A 22553-nucleotide genomic window follows, 5' to 3' on the forward strand; every position below is an offset into this window, starting at 1 on the left:
ATACGTGATTTTAATATTTAATTCTACCACATAATCTTACCCCATCGGCACTTCCATCAACAAGACTTCTGCATCTTGTGATGCTTCTAATTCAAAATCTTCGGTGTTCCAAATTCCAAAACCATCTTTTGTGTCTAGTTCTTGCGTTTCATTGTTATTTTTCAAAATAACTTGACCTTTTAAGACAAAAACATAAACACCATTTTTTGTAGCATCTTTTAAGTCATAATCTACTTTTGTTCCTGTTTCTAAAGTTCCTAAATGAAACCAAGCATTTTGATGAATCCAAACACCTGCATCATCTGCATTAGGCGATAAAATCTGTTGTAATTTATTTTTTCTGTCTGCTGGATTGAGCTTAATTTGGTCGTAACGAGGAGTTACATTTCGTTTATTCGGAATAACCCAAATTTGAAGAAATTTAGTAGTCTCTTGCGTGTCGTTTACCTCGCTATGCTGCACACCAGTTCCTGCACTCATTACTTGTATCTCATCTTTTCCTATAAATGAAGTATTGCCCATACTATCTTTATGACGCAATCCATTCTCTATCGGAATACTGATAATTTCCATATTGTCGTGAGGATGTGTTCCAAAGCCACTTCCACCTGCTATAATATCATCGTTCATTACACGCAAAACACCAAAATTCATACGTTCTGGATTGTAATACGATGCAAAACTAAAACTGTGTGCGCTTTTGAGCCAACCGTGGTCAGCCATTCCTCGTGTGTTTGCTTTATGAAGAACTGTGTTTGCCATAATAGATTGTGTTGAAGAGTTTGGTAAATGATTAAATCCTAAAATAGTATCAGAATCTGTAACAGAATTTACTGTTTTGTCTTTATTTTGTTTGCTGAAAATATTTCCCAAAACAGGTGTAGAAACTAAAAAACTTGTTCCGAGTGTCGTCTTTAAAGCTCGTTTTAAAAAATCTTTTCTATTCATTACTGATGAGAATTATAATTTTATTAATTGTATATACAATATTTGTATGTACAATTAAATTAACGTAGATATTGAAAAAAAGTTTCAAAATTGTTTCCAGTAACGTGAAAATGACCTTGTTAGTAAATTTAGCTACTCAAATTCTTAATACATTGTTCTCTCAAACTCCAAACAGATTCAAAAGTAATTACACTCTCAAGTATATTGTTTTGCTTTTCAATCCATTTTCTCAAAAAATCTTGATGATAATTAACTTTAAACTCATTTACTTGATAAGGCTCAATTTCAATTTCCTCCAAAATATCATTTCGTAGATTTTCAAAATCAGAAGTATTGTTTGTAAAATCCTTTTCTATTCCGTTTATTTTAAGATAACAATGAGCCTCTGGAATATAATCTAGTTTATAAGCAAATTCATTTTCTGATAAAATATTTCCAATCTTGAGTGTGTTAGAACTATTCATTTTATAAATACCAATGTAGAGTTTTATATTTCTTAGCTCATTCAAATCAGCTATTTTTTTGAGAAAAGCGTGTTTAGAACTACATGTTCCTTTTTGTTCTGTCAAAACCAAACTCAAATCATGCCGATTAGTATTTCTTCCATAGGGTAGGTTTTGAATATATTTTATAAGCTCATTCCAATCTCTTATTCCTAGAGAAGTTGTAAGTGAAGTTAGTTTATCTTTTGATTTGAGTAAAATAAGATTAGAAAATTAGAGGATTTTATACAGTTATGACATAAGTCAGAAAAATAATTAGGAAGATAACTACAATTAAATTTGTATATAAAATTGCTTTGGGTAGATTTGCTTTTCCCAAAAATGAAAGCGCACTTCCTACTATAATACTGACTACCAAAGAAGTACAAGCAGTAAGAACTAGTGTTATTATCCAATTTGGTATTGGAACATGAGGATGAGGAGGCTTCATTATATCCCAAGCAATTCCTCCCAAAATTCCACAAATGGAACAAGTAAAAAGAGAAACTCCTGCTGTTTTTAGTACAAATAAAAAGTGATTCATAGCTATATTTATTTTGGTTCACAGTAGATTTCACAACTAACGTTTGTATAAATGATTGGATAACTCATGAAAAATTCTAGTTCAGAATTAAGCCAACTTTCAATGGCTTTTTGTGTAGCTTCATCCTCATTTCCTTCAAAAAAAAGATTTATTTCATCTTCTACCCAAACTTCATATCCATCAAAGAAATAGCTTACTGGTTTGTATAAGTTTTCTTTAACTTTCCTTATTACCAAACCAATTTCTACATCAGAAGTAAAATGTTGTTTTTCTTCATCAAAAACATAAACTCCTAGTGTCTTTGTTTTGCTTATAAACTCCTCTAGTTCTTGTTTAGAATGTTTCATTTTTTCTATCCCCCAGCATACACATATTCCATCAACCAAGCTGCTGCAATCGCTCCATACGTACCGAGCGCATAGCCCAAAACAGCCAATAAAACACCCACAGGCGCAAGTGCTGTACTAAAAGCAGAAGCCACCACAGGAGCAGAAGCTGCACCCCCAATATTTGCTTGACTTCCAACAGCCACAAAAAAGAAAGGAGCTTTTATAGAATACGCCATTAAAAGTAAAATGCTAACGTGAACGAGCATCCAAATAATTCCTAAGAAAAACAGACCCAAATATTGTCCAATTTCAGCTAGATTCATGTGCATTCCAATTGTGGCAACAAGAATATAAATACAAACACTACCAATTTTTGATGCACCTGCACCTTCCATCTTACGAAGAGGAGTAAAGGAAAGCAAAACACCTATCGTAGTAGCGAAAACAACTAACCAAAAGAAACCACTTGTAAGTGAATTAAGTCCAATATCTTTGAGTTGAGTTTCATATTCTTGCATAAAAGGAGTAATATTATCAGCTAAAAAATGCGCTCCTGCTGTTGCACCAAATCCAATTGCCAAAATTATAAACAAGTCAGTTGTGGAAGGAATACGTGCGTGTTTGGCTTGAAAATCCTCCATTTTTTTCTTTAAAGCTGTAATAGAAGAATTATCAGCTCTCAATATTTTATCAATTTTATCACTCATATTTGCACCATACAACAAAAATCCCATCCAAATATTAGCTACCACAACATCAATAACTATCATTGCACCAAACAAACTTCCACTTGGTTGATAAATTTCTTTCATCGCTGCCTGATTTGCTCCTCCTCCAATCCAACTTCCTGCAATCGTAGAAAGACCTCTCCAAATCGCATTATTTCCTGTTCCCGCTACCGTTTCTGGACTTATTGCATGTACAATAAAAAGAGCCACAGCACCCCCAACTACAATTCCGACCGTAGCTGTCAAGAACATCACAATCGCACGCCAACCCAAATTCAAAACTCCCTTTAGGTCAATGCTCAAACAAAGTAAAACTAGCGCAACAGGCAGTAAATAACGAGAGGCCACAAAATAAAGATGAGATTCTTTTATAAATCCTTTATATTCACTTTTCTCAATTCCGTTATCTGAAAAAATCTTTTTTACATCATTAAAACTAGCACCTTCTGGAATAGAAATATTCATCGAAGTTGCAAAATCCACTACTTTTACATCAAACCATTCGGCTGCAATTAGATGAAAAGGGTAATTTAATAAGGCAGGAATAAAATAACATAAAAGTAATGCAGGGCAGTAGGTATAAAACTTTTGCCAACCTTTATTTTTACTGTTAGAAGTAGCAAAAATAAAAGCTAAAACAATAAGCAAAATACCCAAAACGACAGCATCGTTTGTAAAGAGAGGAGCGTTCATATATCAGTTATCAGTAAACAGTTATCAGTTACCAGTCGAATTACAAATGCGTAATTCTTTTGAAGTAAGATTAAAACCGAATGGATTAGGATTAAATTTAAAACTATTCACAATATAGAATCTGTTTTTTGGGTTTACAACTCTTTATCAAAATTTTCATGAAAAAATACTCAAAACAAGTCGTATTGATAAATGTTGTTATGTATAGAATCTCATTTTTTTACAGATAAACAACAAAAATTTATGAAAGCAGCATTAATTACTGGCGCATCTAGTGGAATTGGTCTTGAACTAGCTCATGTGATGGCAAAAGAAAAACACAATTTGGTTTTGGTAGCTCGTAGTATTGACAAACTCAACGAACTTGCTGATGAACTGACACAAAAACATGGAATAAAAGTACAGACTTACAAGGCAGATTTGAGCAATGCTAAGGAAATAGAAAATCTTTATCAACAAACTCAAGATGATGATATTGAAATTAGTTATTTGATAAACAATGCAGGTTTTGGAGAATATGGAAATTTTATAGAAAACGATTGGGAAAAACTCAATAATATGATGCAACTCAATATGGTTTCGCTTGTTCATCTAACAAGTTTGTTTTCAAAAGACATGGTTAGTTCAAGTTTTGGTAAAATTATGAATGTTGCTTCGACGGCTTCTTTTCAGCCTTTACCTTATTTTGCTGTTTATGCTGCTACAAAATCATTTGTACTTTCTTTTTCAGAAGCGATTGCGAGTGAACTAAAAGACCAAGGAATCACAGTAACAGCACTCTGCCCTGGACTCACAGGAACTGGTTTTGTAGAAGCTGCAAATATGGAAGACACAAAGTTTTTGGATAAAGCAAAATCTGGAATGGCAACACCTGAAGAAGTGGCTGAATATGGTTATGAAGCTATGATGAAAGGAAAAACGGTAGCTGTACACGGAACAATTAATTCTATAATGGCAAATTCTTCACGATTTTTGCCTAGAGATTTAGTTACTACAATAGCTAAAAAAGTCCAAGAGTAAATAAATTTGGAAGTATGAATTTAGATTTTAGAAATAAAATACAAATTAAATTATACAGAATAGGAGTAATTTTGATTTTTTCAGTTGCTCCTTTTTTTTGTATAGAAAGTTTGGCTCATAAACTGCCGTTGAGGTATGAACCGTCAACGAGGTTAAATGATTATATTTCCTTAGAAGAAACTCAAAAACTTTATAATAATATTTTTGATTTAGAATTTAATGATAATAAAATAAGTAATGATAAAATCAAAACACCTCTACATTTGGTAGTTGAAGATTTTAGAGATATGCTTTTTATTCTTTTGACGGAAGACAAAGAAACCTATCATCAATTAGAACAGAATGAAGAAGTAAGACTTGAAGAGTTAGAGAAATTTAAAGACAAAAAAAATAATTATTATAAAGAGTACAAATGGGCAAAAGCTGAAATAAAATTACACCATGCAATAATAAAACTTTCTTTTGATGAAAAATGGTCTTCTGCGTGGCGAGTTCGTCAAGCATATAAACTACTTTTAGAAAATGAAGAAGAATTTCCGAATTTTATAAAGCAAAAGAAATCATTGGCACTTCTTCAAATCGTTTTGGCAAGTGTTCCTCAAAAGTACCAATGGGCATTGGACTTGATTGGAATGGACGCAGACTTAGAAAATGGAATTAAGAATCTTCAAAAAGCTACTACTCAAACTCATTTTTTTCAAAAAGAAGCATTGTTGTGGCAGTCTTTACTTCAAACCTATTTGAATGAACATATAATTGAAAATACTGAATCTTCAAAAGAAATAGTTCAGAGTTTAATCAAAAAATATCCTTCACAAAAATTAGTTTTATTAGTTTCTACTTTAGTTTTGATGAAAAATGAATCGCACAAAACAGCACTTTTAGCGTGGCAAGATTATGCTAAAACATATCAAAATAATAAGCTAGTTTTTGAGAAAAAAGAACATGTTAGCTTAGAATATCTTTTGGCAGAACTCTATTTTTATTCAGAGCAACCTAAAAAAGCAAAATTTCATTTCCTTAATTTTATAAATAAAAATAAATTAAATCAAAGCCGAAATTTTATAAAGAATAGTTATTTCAAGTTATTTTTGATAGAATGGTTTGAAAGTTCAGATATAAACATAAAAAATAAGTATTTCGATTCTACTTTGAATAATGGAATTTCGAAAACGGTAGTAGATAAAAATGCTAGAACGTTTGTCGAATCTGTAAGAGAATCAAATCAATTGCCTAACAAAATACTATATCAAGCAAGGGTTTTGACAGATGGAGGGAATTATAGAAAAGCTTTAGAAATTTTTTATCAAATTACAGACTCAGAACTTCAAGAGTGGGAAAAAGAAAAGCAGTTTGAATCTATTTTAGAATATAAATACAGAAGAGCAAGAATTTTACAAAAAATGCTTCAAACAAATGAAGCTGTTTCTCTTTTTAAAGAAGTAATTGAATATTCGACACTTCATAACCAAAATGAGATTCATTATTTTGCAGCCAATTCAGCCTTAAAACTTGGCTTCATTTATAAAAAATCAAATAAAAAATTAGCTAAAAAATATTTTGAAATGGCAATTAGTTTTGAAGATCATCAATATGAAGAAAGCATTACCCAAAAAGCAAAACTGGCTTTAAAAAAGTTATGAGTTAATTGATATTACACAGTAACAAATTTTTTACATAAAAATGAAACCCACGATTTTAATCGTGGAAAAACAGTCATAATGTTTTGTTTCCCATAACTTCAGTTACGAGTTTCATTCTTGATACTTTAATCAATTTCTATCCCTAACTTACAACTTGAGGTCAATTAATACAGAAAAAAATCAACCTTTATTATGAAATCATTTTATCTATTTGTTGTTTCACTTCTATTTTCTTTTGTTGGTTTTTCTACTGTTGTAGAAGCTTCTCGTCCTGCTTCAAATAAAGTTCATTATTCGAAAAGCAAAGATTCAATTATAGCAGAAGCTGAAATAGAGAGCGAAATTAAGAAAAAGGTAGTTTTGATGGATTCAGTTGCTCTAAAAACAGAAACTCTTCCTCAAAAACCTAAAAAAAGAGGATTAGGAATGATAATCGGAGGTTCTTTTCTACTGCTTTTAGGAATCGTTTTTGGCATAGGATTGTTACTCATTTTTTTATTAGGTTTTTCTATTGGTTCAGGATTTTATTTTCGAGATATTTATGCCATCGCTGGAATAATGCTAGGAGGACTTATCAATTTTGGAGTAGGTATTTATATGATTTCAAGAGGTAGAGCAAGATGGAGAGCTTATAAAAAATACAGAAAAGCAGTTAGAAAAATGAAAAAGAATAATCATAATTTGAAATAGTAATAATATTTAAAATCCTAAGTGTTTTCAAGAGCCTTATGGTAGGGTGTTTAGAATTTCAAAATTCCTTCGTTCAATTTTCTAAAAAACTTATAAGAATAAATTGTATTTTAGCTGCGTAATATGACTGTTTTTGTCCAAAATGGGTTAAATTTCAATATTACGCAGCTACGCAGCTTTTTATATATTTACCCTTATTTTTTCTAAAAATAGAACGCTGTGATGCAGCTAAATTTTATTACAAAAGTTAGTTAAAAAAGAAGCAAATTCTAAATACCCTACCTTTAAAGTTTCTAGAACTACTAAAAAAATCCATTCTTTACAATTGTAGAGAATGGATTTTTTGCTTTTATTTGACTGTAAAAGATGAGGATTTTGTCCTACTTTTTAAAATCAGAAATAAAAATTTCAGTAGTAGTATTTATAGCTAAATCAGAACTATGATTTTTTTCTACTTGAATAATTTTTGGAGTAGGAATTTCATTATTCAATTCTACATGGCTTCCTTCATTTACACTTATATGAGGCGCAATAATCAAAGAAACAATAGACATAAGTTTAATCAAAATATTCATTGAAGGACCCGAAGTATCTTTAAAAGGATCGCCTACTGTATCTCCAGTAACGGCAGCTTTATGAGCATCTGAGCCCTTGTACTGCATCTTTCCATCAATTTCTACTCCTTTTTCAAAAGATTTTTTAGCATTATCCCATGCACCACCTGCATTAGATTGAAACATTGCCATCAAAACTCCTGACGAAGTAACACCTGCTAAAAGTCCACCCAAAATCTCGGCAGAACTCACATTTGCAAAAACTCCTTTAAACCCAAAACCTACCAAAATAGGAACAATAATAGCAATTGCACCAGGAAGCATCATCTCACGAATGGCAGCCTTTGTAGAAATCTGAACACAACGGTCATAATCAGGCGTTCCTGTTCCATCCATAATCCCTTTAATTTCTTTGAATTGACGACGAACTTCTTTTACCATTTCCATCGCTGCACGACCTACGGCAGAAATTGCCAAAGCCGAAAATACAAAAGGAATCATTGCGCCCACTAAAAGTCCAGCCAAAACAGGAGCTTTATAAAGGTCAATGGCACTAATCCCTGAAATACCGACAAAGGCAGCAAAAAGAGCAAGTGAAGTAAGGGCTGCCGAAGCAATGGCAAATCCTTTTCCAACAGCAGCCGTAGTATTTCCTGCTGCATCTAAAATATCTGTACGCTCACGAACTTCAGGAGGTAAATGGCTCATTTCGGCAATACCACCAGCATTATCAGCTACGGGGCCAAAAGCATCAACGGCAAGTTGCATTCCTGTTGTTGCCATCATACCAGCTGCAGCCATCGCTACACCATAAAAACCAGCAACTGCATAAGCACCAACAATTCCAGCTGCCAAAACAAGTGTTGGAAGAGTTGTAGAGTGCATTCCGACAGCCAAACCTGCAATAATATTTGTTGCTCCACCTGTTGCAGATTGTTTAATGATTGAGTTTACAGGTCGTTTGCCCATCGAACAAAAATATTCTGTAATATAAGACATGGCTGCACCTACGGCAAGACCAATTGCAATTGCCCAAAAGACACCCATTGAAGAAAATGAAAACCCTCTAAAACTCATTGTTTCGGGGAGCATCCAAGTTACTAAGAAATAAGAAGCAATTACGGTAAGAAGAATTGCAGCCCAGTTTCCAATATTTAGAGCTGTCTGTACGTTTCCACCTTCTTTTACACGAACAAAAGCAGCACCAATAATAGAAAAAATAGCCCCCAAACCTGCAATCATCATCGGCAATAAAATTGGAGAAAGTCCATTAAACTCATCAAAAACTTTTATTTCTCTACCCAAAATCATGGCAGCTAAAATAGTGGCTACATACGAACCAAAAAGATCTGCCCCCATTCCTGCTACATCACCTACGTTATCACCTACATTATCTGCAATCGTTGCAGGGTTACGAGGGTCATCTTCTGGGATTCCTGCTTCTACTTTTCCTACAAGGTCAGCTCCTACATCGGCAGCTTTTGTGTAAATTCCTCCTCCCACACGAGCAAAAAGAGCAATACTTTCAGCTCCCAAAGAAAAGCCTGTCAAAACTTCAAGAGCCATTTCCATTTCTAAGCCATTTACTCCTGCACCTACACGCTGCACAAAATACCAGTAAAAAGCAATGAAAAGAGAACCCACTCCCAAAATAGCCAAACCTGCAACGCCCATTCCCATGACTGCGCCACCTGTGAAAGAAACGTCTAAGGCTTTAGAAAGACTTGTCTTTGCAGCTTCTGCCGTCCTTACATTTGCTTTTGTAGCGATACGCATTCCAACAAAACCAGCTAAAGCAGAAAAAACAGCACCAATAATAAATGAACCCACAATAGCAGGGTGAGAGTTTGCACTTGTCATTCCTAAGAAAAATAAACCCAAACAAGCAATGACTACAAAACCAGCCATTACTTTATATTCAGCTTTTAAGAATGACATTGCACCTTCGGCAATATAACGAGCAATTGTGGTCATACGCTCGTCTCCTGCTGGTTGTTTGGAGACCCAAGCCGAACGAATAGCTGTATAAATAAGTGCAAGAACTCCAAAAAGAGGCACTAAATAAATGATATTTTCCATTAAAGAGGGATAAAATTAAGTTGTAAATTGAATTTGTGTATTAGAATAACAAAAATTCTTATTTTTTATGAGAAATCAAATAAAAATTTTGTCTTTTTTGTAAATTAAAGAAAATTATATGGATTTATAAAGAGAACTGTATAAAAAAAGGCTTTGTGTCATTTTTGAAACAAAGCCTTTTCTGTGAAATTGATTTCTCTAATAGTTAGGAGTTACGCACTCTAAACTCACGTAATATCATAATTCACTAATAATCAGTAGTTTGTATTGATTTTTGATAATTTCGTTTAACATAAAAAACTCAAATTTATCAAAAATAGAATTGCAACTATCTGAAAGTCAATGTTTTTAAATCTCATATGTTTTTAAATCTCATATGATGTTAAAGTGCGTAATTCCTAAGAATAATTAGTAATACAATGAAGGCATTACTTTTGCGTTTTAGTGATAAAATGTACAATAGGTTTTCTAATCTGTCTAATAAAAATATACTATTTCATCAAAGATGAGGAAGGTCTATTTTACCATACTATTAGACAAAAAAAATGCGACCTCCCTAAATCCCTCCGAGGGAGGGACTTTGAATGGTACTTTCTCCCCTCCTTTGGAGGGGCTGGAGGAGGTCAAAAGGAAAATGTCTAGTAATATGCTATTTTACTTATAAATTCTATCTTCATCTTTATCATTATGAAAATTTTAGCTTATAAATATAGTTCAAAATATGTTTTTCTAAGCCTATTTTTGCTTTGTTTTTCTATCGCCTTTTCAACTTTTGCTCAACAAAACAACAATAACCGTGGAAGAGGATTGTTATTAGAAGCAGAAGAAAAAGCAAGTGAAAAAATTGCTTTAAAATCTCAACAGACAGAAGAAAGTTATAGAGGATTGCCTTCTGCTGTTTCTCTCAAACAATACTGCCCAACACCAGGTGACCAAGGAACGTATGGAACATGTGTTGGTTGGACAACTGCCTACGCTGCTAGAACGATTTTAGAAGCTCGTCAATTAGATTTACGCTCACAAGCTGAAATAGATGCACTTATTTTTTCACCAGGTTTTATTTACAAATTAGTAAAAGAAGATGAAGACCAAAATTGTACGTATGGTGCAATAATGACTGATGCACTCAAAAAAATGCAAGTTCATGGCGTAGCGACAAGAAAAAACTTTCCAGAACAATGTGTTGATTATGTTCCTGAAAAAATTTATAAGGAAGCCGAAGAGTACAAGCTAAAAGATTACGTTCGTTTGTGGAACATTGGTTTCACAAATGAAGAGCGTATTTTGGCACTCAAAAAAAGTCTTACAGAAGGAAATCCTGTCGTAATTGGAATGGAAGCTCCTCCCTCAATTTATGATGCAAAAGAGTTTTGGAAGCCTACCGAAAAAGCAGGACAAGGTTGGGGAGGACACGCTATTTGTGTCGTTGGTTTTGACGATAAAAAAGGAGAAAAGGGTTCTTTCGAAATAATGAATAGCTGGGGGACAGGTTGGGCAAATGGAGGTTTTACTTGGATAGAATACGATACTTTTACGGAATTTGTTCGCTTTGCTTACGAACTTGTACCCTATTATAAGCCTAAAAAAGAACGCCCATTATTAGCTGGTAGTTTGCGTTTCGAACTTGCCAATGGAAACAAAATTGAGGTAAAAAAGAATGGAGTTGCTACTTACAAAACACCTCAACCATTTACTGGAGGAACAAATTTCCGTCTTTATCTTTCTAGTTTCGAACCTGCCTATGTCTATGCTTTTGCTACTGACAAGACTAAAAATATACAAGTTGTTTTTCCTCACAAAGCCTATATTAGTCCTTATTTGCCATATCATAACGGAGAAATTGCATTCCCAGATGAAAAGCATTATTTAACTATGGATAATGTGGCAGGAACGGATGAGTTTTGTGTGATTTATTCTCGTTATCCACTAAATATTAATGAAGTTTATCAAAAGCTAGGACAGCGAAAAGGAAAGCTCAAAGAAAACTTGGAAGAAGTTCTTGGAGATAAATTAGTCGCTACTAGCGAGATAAGATATTTTCCTAATGAAGTAAAGTTTTCTACTAGCTCATTGAAAGGGACAGTTGCTTTTTTTGTGGTAGAATTAGAACATAAATAAAATGTTTTTAGGTAAAAAGTTAAACAAATTTTATATTGTCTCTGTTAAGAAAGCAGAATTTAATTCTATTTTTTAACCTACACATTTTTTTAACTTTTTATGAAACTCATCTACGAAAATATCGAACAAGAAGGCGATGCTTCTTACCAAATTTATATAAACCACAAAGAAAAATCTTTTTATATAAAAGCAAGTGGAAATATCAGCGAGTCATTTCATACTATTACAAATCTTCAACTTTTAGAAGAAATAGGAAAACATAAATACTCTCGTTTTATTTTCGATTTGAGTGAGCAAACTTCTACTGAATTAAAGAGCAGAGTTTGGTTTGTGTCTCATGTAACTCAAAAAGCTTATTCTATTTTGAGAGGAAAGAAAATCTATGCAGCTGCTATCAGTTCAGCTAATCCAATGGAAACTGCTTTTACTCATATTATCGTGCGTTCGATTACTCATTTTAATCAAAAAATAAATATTCAGTTATTTAACTCCGATGCCATGGAAAGTGCCAAAAAATGGATTTTGAAAGACCAAGTAGAAGATATTCGTTTGGCTAGTTAAAATCTTATTCTAATCTTTCCCACCAATTTTCAAAGGGTTGGTTTAGATTCTGAATTTCTACTTTCTCCCCGATGATTGGAGTTACCAAAGAAAGTGGCTGTTCTAAATTCTGATTGAGTTTTGAAACTTTTGTAAGAGGTTCGTCCCAAGCGTGATTGGCTAAAGCAAACTTAGAAGAATGAACAGGAAATAATCTTTTGGCATTCAAATCTTTTGCAGCTTTCAAAACCTCGTTTGGCATCATGTGAATGTATTTCCAGCTTCTGTCGTATTGTCCATTTTCTAAGATTACTAAATCAAACACACCAAATTTATCTCCTATTTCTTTGAAATGTGTGTCATAACCACTATCGCCACCAATATAGATTTGCATAGTAGGAGTTTTCAAGACATACGAAGCCCAAAGAGCTTGATTTCGTTTAAAACCACGTCCCGAAAAATGACGAGTTGGAGTTATATGAACTTCAAAACCTTTATTATCATCTCCCTCTAATTTTACCTCTGTGTTCCAATCTCCTTCATGAATTTTATCTAAATCAAATCCCCAATGTTCAAAATGCGCTCCTACACCTAGTCCACAAAAAATAGTTGATATTTTTGACTTGAGCTTTAAAAGTGTTTCATAATCTACATGATCCCAATGGTCGTGCGAAATAAAAAGATAATCTATTTCTGGAATATCGTCTGTTGTATAAGCATCTGTCCCCTCAAAAGCTTTCACAGAGAATGAAAAAGGAGAGGCATATCCACTGAAAACAGGATCGACAAGAATAGTTTTTCCATCAAGCTGCATAAAGTAAGACGAATGTCCAAACCAAACTAAGATATTTTCATTTTTATCTAAAGAGCGTAAATCAATTTTGGTAGAAGGAATTTTGTCAGCAGGTGAAACACGACTTTTATCTCCAAAAGCAAAATCTTTCATTACACTAAAATAACTAGCATCTTCGCTAAGATCTGGTGTATGATTGATATTTTTAAACTCTCCATCTTTATAATTAGGCGATTTTTTAATACGTTCCAAACGCTCTCCTGTTGGAAGTTTTCCAAATTTATCTTGTCTCAGAATGATATTTGTAGCAATTGTAAGCATAATAATTAGAACTAAAAGAGTATAGAAAGTTCGTTTGAGAATTGTTTTTATTTTCTGTTTAGGTTTCATAAAAGTAGTAACTGTATTATCCTGTAATTATCATAGTAGCCAGACGAATCACTCGCCAATCATTTATAGTAATTTTATTTACAAGGCGCAGGACATTTCTCTATCATTTTTTTTGCTGCTAACGTATCTCCTTTTAGAAGGTTATTATTATAAATTTGTTGATAGGTTTCTGGTAGGTGTGGAATGATTTTTTGCATTCTGTCATAATAAAAAATGGCACTATCGTATTTTTTTTCATTCTGATAAAGAACTGCAATTTGTTTTAGAAGTGCAATGCTGTATGGCATTTGCTGCAATCCCTTTAAGTAATTTTCTTTTGCTACTTTCGTATTTTTTAAGTTGAGTTGTGCATAACCTTTGTGCATAAAGACCGAATTGATAAAATAGTCTGAAGGCACGAAATAGTCATTTATCTTTTCTGCTAACGGCAAAACAGCATTAAAATTTCCACTTTGGTTATAAGAAAGCAATTCAAGCGTTTTGGTTTTATCTCGGTTCTGAACAAAGGAAATATAAACACAAATTCCCAATACAAACAAACTTAAATAAGCTAAATAATTTGGAATTGTCTTGAAAGTAGGAAGAATAACTTTAGGTTTTTCAGTCTGTTTTTGAACTGATTTTGAGCCTGTTTTTTTCTTTTTAGATTTAGTTTTTTTCTTATTTTTTGAAATTGGTTTTTCTTCAATTTTAGTTTCTTCTACTTTATCAATTTCTTTCTTTATATCCTCTTCTGAAAAAGATTTTTTACTAAACAGTTTTTTATCATCTTTCAAAATAACACCGATACTGGTCGCTAAAATCAGCGTATGCACAATTCTCTCTTTTGGAAAAGAAAATACAGAATCCATCAAGAAAGCAAAGACCACAAGTACCAAAATAGATTTGTGTTTTATTCCTACATAAATCAAATATCCCATCAAAAAAAGATACAAGAAAAGCGTAATAAGTCCACTTTCGGCAGCTATCCAAATATAATCATTGTGAGGACGCTGTACATTGACTTCATTTTTTTCACTTCGTAATCCTTCCAAACTGTATTTTGGAATTTGATATTTCCAATTCTGAAAACCGACTCCCAAAATAGGATTTTCTTTTATCATAGAAAGCGTTTTTTCCCACATCAAAAGGCGTTCGGCTTGGCTGTCTGTTTGTGTTAAGTCTCTCCAGTTTTTATCTTTTGAGTTTTGGTCAAAATTTTCAATATTCAGAATAGAATTTTTATAAAAAACAAATCCTCCCACACTTCCTAAAACCAAAACAACAAGAGCAACATACAAAAAACGAAGGTTTAAGAGAAAATAGAGTATATAGAAAACTCCCACAAAAGCTGTCGCAAAATATGCACTACGAGTTTGAGAAAGATAAATTCCTACCAAAATAGTTATTATTCCTACTAAATTGAATAGTACATTAATGAAATTATTTTTCTCTTTATTTTTTATGGAATATTGAAAACTCAAAAGAGCAAAAGGAAGCCCCAAGACCAAATAAGAACCAAAAAGATTACGGTTAACCAAAAAACCACAAGGCGCAAGTTGATTAGCACAGTTTTCTATCACTCCCATAACCTGTAAAATTCCTAGTCCTGCTAAAATAACAGCTTGAATAGAAATTATTTTGGCAAGTAAAGGCAGTATCTTTTCTTCTTTTTTTATAAAATGAATAGAGAAAATAATAGAAAAAAAACAGTTTATAAGACGAATAATTTCCGAAACTCCTTCAAGCTGAAAAGGAGCATATAAAAAATGAACAAGTAGATAACCCAAAATTCCTATTCCTGCATAACCTAAAAAGGCAAAAACTCCTCTTTTTTGGAAGATAGAAAAAGGAATATCTTTAAAGCTAAAAACCAAAATCAAGAAATTAGTAGCACTCCAAATCATACTTCTGAAGAGTACAGAATCAATTTGAGTTTGTCCATTTTTAGCAAACAAAAAAGGAAGAAGAGCAAGGCTAGAAAGCCAAAGCCATTTAGAAGGGTTCATGTAATAAGAATTACGGATTAAAAATTACGGATTACGGATTATGAATATCAATCACTAGATACGAGAAAACTACATTTAAAATTATTCAGCTTGATAAATTCCTTTTCCTTGTTATTATTTATCTTTCAAATGTATTGATTTTTTGAGAGATTTTTAAATGAAGTTATCCAAGAATAATCATTTTTCCTTAGAACTGGGTTTGCAAATTCAGTTCTAAGGAAAAATAACCCTGCCTTTGTTGGTGTTTTAGCGTAGCGACACCAACAAACATAACAAATCCATTCTTAAACAACTTCAATAAAAAAAGCATTTACTTTCTAAAAAATAAATGCCTTTTTTTTATTTATTATATATTTTTATTCTGCGTCTGCTGGTTTTTCTATACGAGTTGTAAAAACATTAGATACATCTCCATTTGAAAGAATAAGCATTGTTTCTATGTCTATAAACGTGCTGCTATTAAATTGAACGGGAATACTGTAAGTCAGGCGTTTTTTGTCCTCACTAAGTGTAATTTCGCTCGGACTTCTTGTTATAGATGCTGGTCTGTCTCCGTTGCTAAAAATAGGTGTTAGCTTGACACTCAATCCTGATGGAGTTATTCTATCGTAAGGGTCTTCAATATTGATTTCGATAGTAAAACGAGTGGCATTTCCCAAATCTTCTCCCAAATCATTTGTTCCTAAATCTACTGTATTGAGTTCTTCAAATTGAGGAGAACTACTTCCTACAATTTCAGGAGGTGCAACTCCTTCGCCTTTTACACCAAAACTAAAAACAGGAAAAGCAGGGTCATTTGTAGAAAAGCTAATCTTTCCTATTGTTTCTCCTCCTAATTTTGGAGCAAAAGTAACAGAAAATTTTAGATTTTGCTTAGGAAATAAAGCAACTGTATCTTCCTCTATTTCTACAAAAAAATCAGGACTATCACTAGTAATCTGACTAAAATAAAGCACTTCTTCGCCTACATTTGTAAGCGTATAATTTTTCGTTACAGAATCTTTAAAAACTCTCAAAATGCCGTATTCTATTTGTGTCGATTGGTCTTGTACAAGCGTTGTCCCTTGTTTTACTTGAACAGCATTTGGGCGTATAGATTCTAACTCTGGCTGTACTATACATGATGCAAATATTGAAATACAAAAGAGTAGATATATTATTTTTCTTGTTATTTTCATGAAAGCATTTTTATATTTAGGGAATATGTCTAAACCACATAAAACAAACTGTGATAGGTTTTAATTTACAAAGTTCTGTTATTCTTCTGATAAGACAAAATTAATAAGACAAAATAAAATGCAAAAAATAAGCCTATAAAATCATATCTGTCATTTTTGTTGGAATAACTTTATTAGAAAAATATTATTTTGATTGAAAAACTAACAAATGTTATTTGTGGCTTGTTAAATCAAAAATAAATCAAATTAAAGCCTTTGAATCACTTATTTTGAAAAATAGTATGTATTTTGGCTTAATTTTTTAGACTAATTTAATTGAAGTCAGACCACTACAAAAATAAGAGTAGTGAAAAATTATAACATAGATTTATCATTTTTATTCGCTTTCACTTCAAAGTTATCCAACCTTATTAATTTATACATGAAAACATATCTCAAAAATATATATCCGACAACTGAAAGTGGCACTACACTTTTTCAGAAAACAAAGCAATCTATTCATTCCAAAATTAAATCTACATTTAAGTTTGGCTACCTAAGTGCATTTGCTCTTCTTGTTTTATCTTCTTGCAATCAAAACCAAACTAACCTTGAAGCACAAGAGTTAGATTCTAATCAAGTTCCGATGGAAATGGTGGCTCAAAATGTTGCTTTGCAATATCCAAGTTTGGCTACTTTGGATAATCCAGATGAAGATAATGAAGAAAAAAATCGCTTTTTGCTTACTCTTTTGGTACAAGCTCTGACACAACAACATTATCAACCTTTAGCCTTAGATGATGATTTTGCTGGTAAAACGTTTGATTTGTTCTTGAAGAGAATGGATAATAACAAACGCTATTTTACAGTAGAAGACTTTGAAAAAATAGAAGCTCAAAAAAATCTGATTGATGACCAAGCTCTTCAAGGAGATTATACTTTTTTTAATACAGCCTATGAGATTTTCGAACAAAGACTAAAAGAATCGGAAGAAATAAGTACAGAAATTCTTCAAAAACCTTTTGATTTTACTAAAAACGAAACCATTGAGTTAGATGGCGATAAAGCAACGTATGCAAAAGACAAAAAAGAACAGAAAGAAGTTTGGAGAAAGCTTTTGAAATATCAAGTAATGGTTCGTTTAGATGACTTGTTACAAGCCCAAGAAAAAGAACAGGAAAAGAAACCAGAAGACAGAAAAGAAGGTTTTGAAGTAAAATCAATGGAAGAATTAGAAGCTGATGCTCGTGAGCGTGTACAAAAAAATCAAAATGAATTTTTCAAACGTATGTATCGCTTAAAGAAAAAAGACTGGAGAAACCTTTATCTAAACAGCATTACAAGTGCCTACGACCCACACACAGAATATTACCCACCAAAAGACAAAGAGAATTTTGATATTCAGTTTTCTGGTCAGTTTGAAGGAATTGGAGCTACTCTGCAAGAACGTGAAGGCGAAATAAAAGTAATGAACATCGTACCGGGGAGTGCTTCTTGGAAACAAGGCGAACTAAAAGAAGGCGATATTATTCAGAAAGTAGCACAAGGAGATGAAGAACCTGTTTCTATTATTGATATGCCTTTAGACGATGCTGTTCAGCTTATTCGTGGCAAAAAAGGTTCAGAAGTTCGCCTAACAGTCAAGAAAGTAGATGGGATAATAAAAGTAATTCCAATTATTCGTGATGTTGTTGTGTTGGCAGAAACGTATGCAAAATCTGTTGTGTTAGAACCTCAAAAGGGAAAGAAAATAGGTTATATAAAACTCCCTTCTTTTTATTCTAATTTTCAAGATAAAAACGGACGTACTTCTTCAAGAGATATGAAAGAAGAACTCATCAAACTCAATGAATCAAATGTAGAAAGTTTGATTTTAGATTTGAGAAATAATGGAGGTGGTTCTTTAGGTGATGTGATTGATATTGTTGGTTTGTTTATCGAAACAGGTCCTGTCGTTCAAGTAAAATCTCGTGGTGCTATGCCAAAGGTATATTCTGATAACGACAAAGAAGTTGTTTTTGATAAGCCTTTGATTGTTTTGGTAAATGAATTTAGTGCTTCGGCATCTGAAATTTTTGCTGCTGCCGTACAAGATTACAATCGTGGTATCGTGGTTGGAAGCCCTACTTTTGGAAAAGGTTCTGTTCAGAATTTCTTAGATTTGGATAGAGTTTTGGGCGAAGAATACGCAAGTATTAAGCCTTTAGGAGCTTTAAAGCTTACTATTCAGAAATATTATCGCATTAATGGAGGAGCTACGCAGCTCAAAGGTGTTGTTCCAGATATTACACTTCCAGATATGTATTCGTACATAGATTTTGGCGAAGAACAAGAACCTTATGCTTTGAAGTGGGACGAAATCCGAAAAGCAAAATATAAAGAATGGTCTCCTAATTACAAATTGGATAAAGTTCAGAAAGCTACTGACAAACGAGTAATGAAAAATAGTATTTTCTCTTCTATTGATGAAAATGCACAACGTTTGAATAAGCGTAGAAACGAAACACTTTATTCACTCAATTTGCAAGAATACCGAGATTTGCAACGTACTTTAGAAAAAGAATCTAAAAAATACGAAAACTTAGTAGAGGCAGATGAAACACTCAAGATTTCAGCTTTAAAGAAAGATTTGGAGGAAAACAAAGCTGATACAGTAAAACAAGCTAGTTTTGAGAAATTTGAGAAGGAACTCAAAAAAGATATTCATTTGCAGGAAGCTATCCGAATTATGAATCAAGTACAATAAATTAATACTCGTTGAGGTTCAAATAGAAACTGTCAATGTATGTAAACAAAAAAGAGTTTGAAGTTATCTTCAAGCTCTTTTTTTGCTATAAAACCAACAAATTACACCCTCTAACATCAGAATAATCAAAACGCCCCAAGACTTGAAACTCTTCTTTTGAATTGATTTTACCTAAATCCTGTGTTTCTATAAAAGCACAACTTTCTACATTAGCTAAGTCAATTACATTGATTGCGCCACTTTGAATGGTATTGCCTTCTATATTTTTTAAATCAAAAGGGTCATTTGTATCACGAACGATGATTTTGAGATAAGAAGGAGTTTGAAACCAAATTTCATTTTTATCTACATCTAAATTACTCTTTTCTGTATTTTTAATCGCATAACCCTGTGATAAAAGTTCCGTCATTCCGTACTCTGAATCAATTGCAGAAACACCAAAAGCAGTTTTTAAGATTTGATGAACTTCCTCTCGTACCATTTCTTTTTTTCGTCCTTTCATTCCTCCTGTTTCCATCACAATTATTTCATTCCTTACTGAATTTTTTCCTTCAAACTGTTTTGTTTTAGGTAAACTATAATTCGGATAATTTTCTTTCAAAAAATCGGCAAAATCTAAAAGCGCAAACGTTACTCCTAAGAGCAAAATTGGCTGTTTAGGATTCTTTGAGGTAGCTTTCTCTAGTTCATTTTTTAGTTTTTCATAATCATAAAGAAAATAATTTGAGTTTGGTTGTGCATTTTTTAAGAAATAATCTACCATATAAATCAGCGAAGAGCCATCACGTTCTAAATAAGAAGGCAGTAGCGCAAAAATCTGAAAATCGCTTAATTTCCCATATTCCTTATATAACTCCTCAAAAATAAATTGGCTTGATTTTTCATAAAAACCCAAATCTGAAATAGCGTGTCGGCTTCTCTGTGTAATGTCAGTTGTTCCACTACTCGTAAACACTTGATTTGTCTTTACGTCTTCCACTTGTATAGTATGTGATTTGAAAAAACGAATAGGCAAAAAAGGAATTTTGTAAATAGAATCTACTTCTAAGACATCAATGTTCAATTTTTCTATATACTTTTTATAAACAGAATTATATTTTGATTGAAATCTAAATAACTCCAATGCTTTTTGTTCGAATGCTTTAGAATTACTTTTTGGAATGGAGAAAATACTCTCTTTATAATTTTTGATAAAATTTTCGTGCATGGTATTTTTTGGAGGTCGCTCGTGGGGACACAAACAATTGTATATTTTATTCATTAACTCTGCCATTGCTCGTGTCCCTACAAGTGATAAAGACTAGACAAAACTAAAAGCATTCTTTTTCGTTAAAGAGGAATACTATTTTTGATAAACGTTTAGTAAAAACTAGAAACTAGTTTAAAAGTAGCTAAAACGAGTATAAAAATGAAATAACAATTTTTATTCTCACAAAAAATTACGATACTTGTTAGATTAAGATTTAACTGATAAATTCAAAATCTGATAAATGAAATTCATTCAGAATTTATTTAAAATTTAGAAAAATAAACTTGCCGTTGTTGGTATTTCCACTAATAACAAAATTGAAAAAATTTATATGATTGACAATAATATCTATTATACGCCCAAACAAATTGTTGAGGAGCTTGACAAATATATCATCGGACAACACGAAGCCAAAAGAAATGTAGCTATTGCGCTACGTAATCGTTGGAGACGTATGCACGTAAAATCAGATATGCAGCGTGAAATCATGCCAAATAATATTTTGATGATTGGCTCAACAGGTGTAGGAAAAACAGAGATTGCTCGTCGTCTGGCAAAGGTAGCCAATGCTCCTTTTGTAAAAGTAGAGGCTTCTAAGTTTACAGAGGTAGGTTATGTAGGACGTGATGTAGAGAGTATGGTGCGTGATTTGGTAGAACAAGCTGTCAAACTTATCCAAACTGAAAAGCGTGATGCTGTAAAACAAAAAGCCGAACAAGCCGTAGAGGACATTATTTTGGATGCTCTTATTCCACCTTTAAAAAATAGAAAGCCTTCTACAACGCCTTCTGCTGTTGGTTTTTCGAATGATGAAATGCCTACTTCTGATGCAGAATTGAATGAAAGAACAAGAGAACGTTTTAGAGAAAAATTACGTGCAGGAGAATTGGAAGAGCGAAAAATAGAAATTACATTAGAATCTAGCAATAACCCCGGTGTTGGTGTTGTTGGTGGCGCAATTGATGAGGTTTCGATGATGAATCTTCAAGAAATGCTAAGTGGAATGTTGCCTTCTCGTTCCAAAAAACGTAAAGTTACGATAGAAGAAGCTCGTAATCTTTTGTTGGAGGAAGAAGCCTTCAAACTTATTGATATGGACGAAGTGAAAATAGAAGCCATCAAAAAAGCTGAAAACTCAGGAATTATTTTTATTGATGAAATTGATAAAGTAGCCTCTTCGGGAAATAAAGGGGGAGGAGCAGATGTAAGTCGTGAAGGTGTTCAGCGTGATTTATTACCAATTGTAGAGGGAAGTGCCGTAACGACAAAACACGGAATCGTAAACACAGACCATATTTTGTTTATTGCAGCAGGAGCTTTTCACGTTTCTAAACCTTCGGATTTGATTCCAGAATTACAAGGACGTTTCCCAATTCGTGTAGAACTTAATTCGCTTACAAAAGAAGATTTTCATAAAATCTTGAAAGACCCAAAGAATGCTCTTAGTAAACAATATGTTGCACTTTTGGATTCGGAAGGCGTAAAACTGACGTATCAAGAAGATGCTTTAGAAGAAATTGCAGATATTGCTTTTCATATAAATAGCGAACTCGAAAACATTGGAGCAAGACGTTTGCATACAGTTATGAGTCATCTATTAAATGAAATTTTATTCGATATTCCTGATACTATTCCTCCAAATGCTCATGTAGCAATTACGAAAGAAATGGTACAGGAAAAACTAAAAGCTCTTGTCAAAAATAGAGATTTGAGCCAATATATTTTGTAATATTTATTGCATTTTGTATTTAGCCCTAAGGTTCTTCGAAGCCCCTTAGGGTTTTTTTGTATATTTTTAAAAAAATAAACTTATTTCACAACAATTTATTAAATTGCTACTTCATCTAACTATTATAAAAAAA

General features: G+C 32.6%; 17 protein-coding genes. 7 read left to right on the forward strand and 10 right to left on the reverse strand.

All coding sequences use genetic code 11. The annotated features are described in order from the left end of the window. Positions 1 to 36: 36 nt before the first annotated feature. The 5 genes from WAF17_RS17650 to WAF17_RS17670 form a co-directional block, all read right to left on the reverse strand. On the reverse strand, positions 37 to 948 hold the full coding sequence (locus WAF17_RS17650) for a pirin family protein (protein ID WP_338762450.1): 912 nt from the start codon (positions 946 to 948) through the stop codon (positions 37 to 39). 128 nt (positions 949 to 1076) lie between these two features. Continuing rightward, the gene (locus WAF17_RS17655) at positions 1077 to 1517 is read right to left on the reverse strand and encodes a hypothetical protein (RefSeq protein ID WP_338762453.1); all 441 of its coding nucleotides are present in this window, start codon (positions 1515 to 1517) and stop codon (positions 1077 to 1079) included. 157 nt (positions 1518 to 1674) lie between these two features. After that, positions 1675 to 1974, reverse strand: a complete 300-nt coding sequence (locus tag WAF17_RS17660; RefSeq protein WP_338762455.1) for a hypothetical protein — start codon at positions 1972 to 1974, stop codon at positions 1675 to 1677. An 8-nt stretch (positions 1975 to 1982) separates the two neighbouring features. Next, complete coding sequence (locus tag WAF17_RS17665; RefSeq protein WP_338762457.1) at positions 1983 to 2321, reverse strand: hypothetical protein; 339 nt, start codon at positions 2319 to 2321, stop codon at positions 1983 to 1985. 5 nt (positions 2322 to 2326) lie between these two features. Continuing rightward, positions 2327 to 3724, reverse strand: coding sequence for a DUF819 family protein (locus WAF17_RS17670; protein ID WP_338762459.1), 1398 nt, complete (start codon positions 3722 to 3724; stop codon positions 2327 to 2329). A gap of 243 nt (positions 3725 to 3967) precedes the next feature. On the opposite strand from WAF17_RS17670, the gene WAF17_RS17675 reads away from it, so the two are divergent. The 3 genes from WAF17_RS17675 to WAF17_RS17685 all read left to right on the forward strand — a co-directional run bounded on the left by WAF17_RS17675 (position 3968) and on the right by WAF17_RS17685 (position 7077). Continuing rightward, complete coding sequence (locus tag WAF17_RS17675) at positions 3968 to 4744, forward strand: SDR family oxidoreductase (protein WP_338762461.1); 777 nt, start codon at positions 3968 to 3970, stop codon at positions 4742 to 4744. A 14-nt stretch (positions 4745 to 4758) separates the two neighbouring features. After that, entirely contained in the window at positions 4759 to 6387 is a 1629-nt protein-coding gene (locus WAF17_RS17680) for a hypothetical protein (RefSeq protein ID WP_338762463.1), read from the forward strand. Positions 6388 to 6579: 192 nt separating this feature from the next. After that, the gene (locus WAF17_RS17685) at positions 6580 to 7077 is read left to right on the forward strand and encodes a hypothetical protein (RefSeq protein ID WP_338762465.1); all 498 of its coding nucleotides are present in this window, start codon (positions 6580 to 6582) and stop codon (positions 7075 to 7077) included. 380 nt (positions 7078 to 7457) lie between these two features. Here the strand turns inward: WAF17_RS17685 and WAF17_RS17690 are convergent, their stop codons facing one another. After that, a complete protein-coding gene (locus WAF17_RS17690) occupies positions 7458 to 9710 on the reverse strand; it encodes a sodium-translocating pyrophosphatase (RefSeq protein ID WP_338762468.1) in 2253 nt (750 codons plus the stop codon). A gap of 687 nt (positions 9711 to 10397) precedes the next feature. On the opposite strand from WAF17_RS17690, the gene WAF17_RS17695 reads away from it, so the two are divergent. Beyond that, on the forward strand, positions 10398 to 11828 hold the full coding sequence (locus tag WAF17_RS17695) for a C1 family peptidase (RefSeq protein ID WP_338762471.1): 1431 nt from the start codon (positions 10398 to 10400) through the stop codon (positions 11826 to 11828). Positions 11829 to 11927: 99 nt separating this feature from the next. Next, positions 11928 to 12389 carry a hypothetical protein gene (locus WAF17_RS17700; protein WP_338762474.1) on the forward strand — a complete coding sequence of 154 codons (462 nt, stop codon included), beginning with the start codon at positions 11928 to 11930 and terminating at the stop codon, positions 12387 to 12389. Positions 12390 to 12393: 4 nt separating this feature from the next. On the opposite strand, the gene WAF17_RS17705 is transcribed toward WAF17_RS17700, so the two are convergent. The 3 genes from WAF17_RS17705 to WAF17_RS17715 all read right to left on the reverse strand — a co-directional run bounded on the left by WAF17_RS17705 (position 12394) and on the right by WAF17_RS17715 (position 16717). Continuing rightward, positions 12394 to 13551 carry an MBL fold metallo-hydrolase gene (locus tag WAF17_RS17705; protein WP_338762480.1) on the reverse strand — a complete coding sequence of 386 codons (1158 nt, stop codon included), beginning with the start codon at positions 13549 to 13551 and terminating at the stop codon, positions 12394 to 12396. Positions 13552 to 13625: 74 nt separating this feature from the next. Then, positions 13626 to 15539: an O-antigen ligase family protein gene (locus WAF17_RS17710; RefSeq protein WP_338762483.1), complete on the reverse strand. Its 1914-nt coding sequence runs from the start codon at positions 15537 to 15539 to the stop codon at positions 13626 to 13628. A gap of 356 nt (positions 15540 to 15895) precedes the next feature. Then, entirely contained in the window at positions 15896 to 16717 is an 822-nt protein-coding gene (locus tag WAF17_RS17715) for a hypothetical protein (protein WP_338762487.1), read from the reverse strand. Between the two features lie 421 nt (positions 16718 to 17138). Here WAF17_RS17715 and WAF17_RS17720 point away from each other — a divergent pair, with 421 nt between their 5' ends. Next, complete coding sequence (locus WAF17_RS17720; protein ID WP_338762490.1) at positions 17139 to 19442, forward strand: carboxy terminal-processing peptidase; 2304 nt, start codon at positions 17139 to 17141, stop codon at positions 19440 to 19442. Positions 19443 to 19527: 85 nt separating this feature from the next. On the opposite strand, the gene WAF17_RS17725 is transcribed toward WAF17_RS17720, so the two are convergent. Further along, positions 19528 to 20649 (reverse strand): acyl transferase, encoded by a 1122-nt coding sequence (locus WAF17_RS17725; RefSeq protein WP_338762493.1) that lies wholly within the window; start codon positions 20647 to 20649, stop codon positions 19528 to 19530. A 373-nt stretch (positions 20650 to 21022) separates the two neighbouring features. On the opposite strand from WAF17_RS17725, the gene hslU reads away from it, so the two are divergent. Further along, complete coding sequence (gene hslU / locus WAF17_RS17730) at positions 21023 to 22420, forward strand: ATP-dependent protease ATPase subunit HslU (RefSeq protein WP_338762495.1); 1398 nt, start codon at positions 21023 to 21025, stop codon at positions 22418 to 22420. Positions 22421 to 22553 lie beyond the last annotated feature (133 nt).

The organism is Bernardetia sp. ABR2-2B, assembly GCF_037126435.1.
In the GTDB taxonomy this organism is placed as follows: Bacteria; Bacteroidota; Bacteroidia; order Cytophagales; family Bernardetiaceae; genus Bernardetia.

Excerpts from the sequence above, each read along its gene's own strand:
- WAF17_RS17715 (WP_338762487.1), bottom strand. The coding sequence starts at position 16,717 with ATGAAAATAACAAGAAAAATAATATATCTACTCTTTTGTATTTCAATA.
- WAF17_RS17665 (WP_338762457.1), bottom strand. The coding sequence starts at position 2,321 with ATGAAACATTCTAAACAAGAACTAGAGGAGTTTATAAGCAAAACAAAG.
- WAF17_RS17705 (WP_338762480.1), bottom strand. The coding sequence starts at position 13,551 with ATGAAACCTAAACAGAAAATAAAAACAATTCTCAAACGAACTTTCTAT.
- WAF17_RS17650 (WP_338762450.1), bottom strand. The coding sequence starts at position 948 with ATGAATAGAAAAGATTTTTTAAAACGAGCTTTAAAGACGACACTCGGA.
- hslU (WP_338762495.1), top strand. The coding sequence starts at position 21,023 with ATGATTGACAATAATATCTATTATACGCCCAAACAAATTGTTGAGGAG.
- WAF17_RS17700 (WP_338762474.1), top strand. The coding sequence starts at position 11,928 with ATGAAACTCATCTACGAAAATATCGAACAAGAAGGCGATGCTTCTTAC.
- WAF17_RS17725 (WP_338762493.1), bottom strand. The coding sequence starts at position 20,649 with ATGCACGAAAATTTTATCAAAAATTATAAAGAGAGTATTTTCTCCATT.
- WAF17_RS17660 (WP_338762455.1), bottom strand. The coding sequence starts at position 1,974 with ATGAATCACTTTTTATTTGTACTAAAAACAGCAGGAGTTTCTCTTTTT.
- WAF17_RS17710 (WP_338762483.1), bottom strand. The coding sequence starts at position 15,539 with ATGAACCCTTCTAAATGGCTTTGGCTTTCTAGCCTTGCTCTTCTTCCT.
- WAF17_RS17690 (WP_338762468.1), bottom strand. The coding sequence starts at position 9,710 with ATGGAAAATATCATTTATTTAGTGCCTCTTTTTGGAGTTCTTGCACTT.
- WAF17_RS17680 (WP_338762463.1), top strand. The coding sequence starts at position 4,759 with ATGAATTTAGATTTTAGAAATAAAATACAAATTAAATTATACAGAATA.
- WAF17_RS17695 (WP_338762471.1), top strand. The coding sequence starts at position 10,398 with ATGAAAATTTTAGCTTATAAATATAGTTCAAAATATGTTTTTCTAAGC.
- WAF17_RS17720 (WP_338762490.1), top strand. The coding sequence starts at position 17,139 with ATGAAAACATATCTCAAAAATATATATCCGACAACTGAAAGTGGCACT.
- WAF17_RS17685 (WP_338762465.1), top strand. The coding sequence starts at position 6,580 with ATGAAATCATTTTATCTATTTGTTGTTTCACTTCTATTTTCTTTTGTT.
- WAF17_RS17675 (WP_338762461.1), top strand. The coding sequence starts at position 3,968 with ATGAAAGCAGCATTAATTACTGGCGCATCTAGTGGAATTGGTCTTGAA.
- WAF17_RS17670 (WP_338762459.1), bottom strand. The coding sequence starts at position 3,724 with ATGAACGCTCCTCTCTTTACAAACGATGCTGTCGTTTTGGGTATTTTG.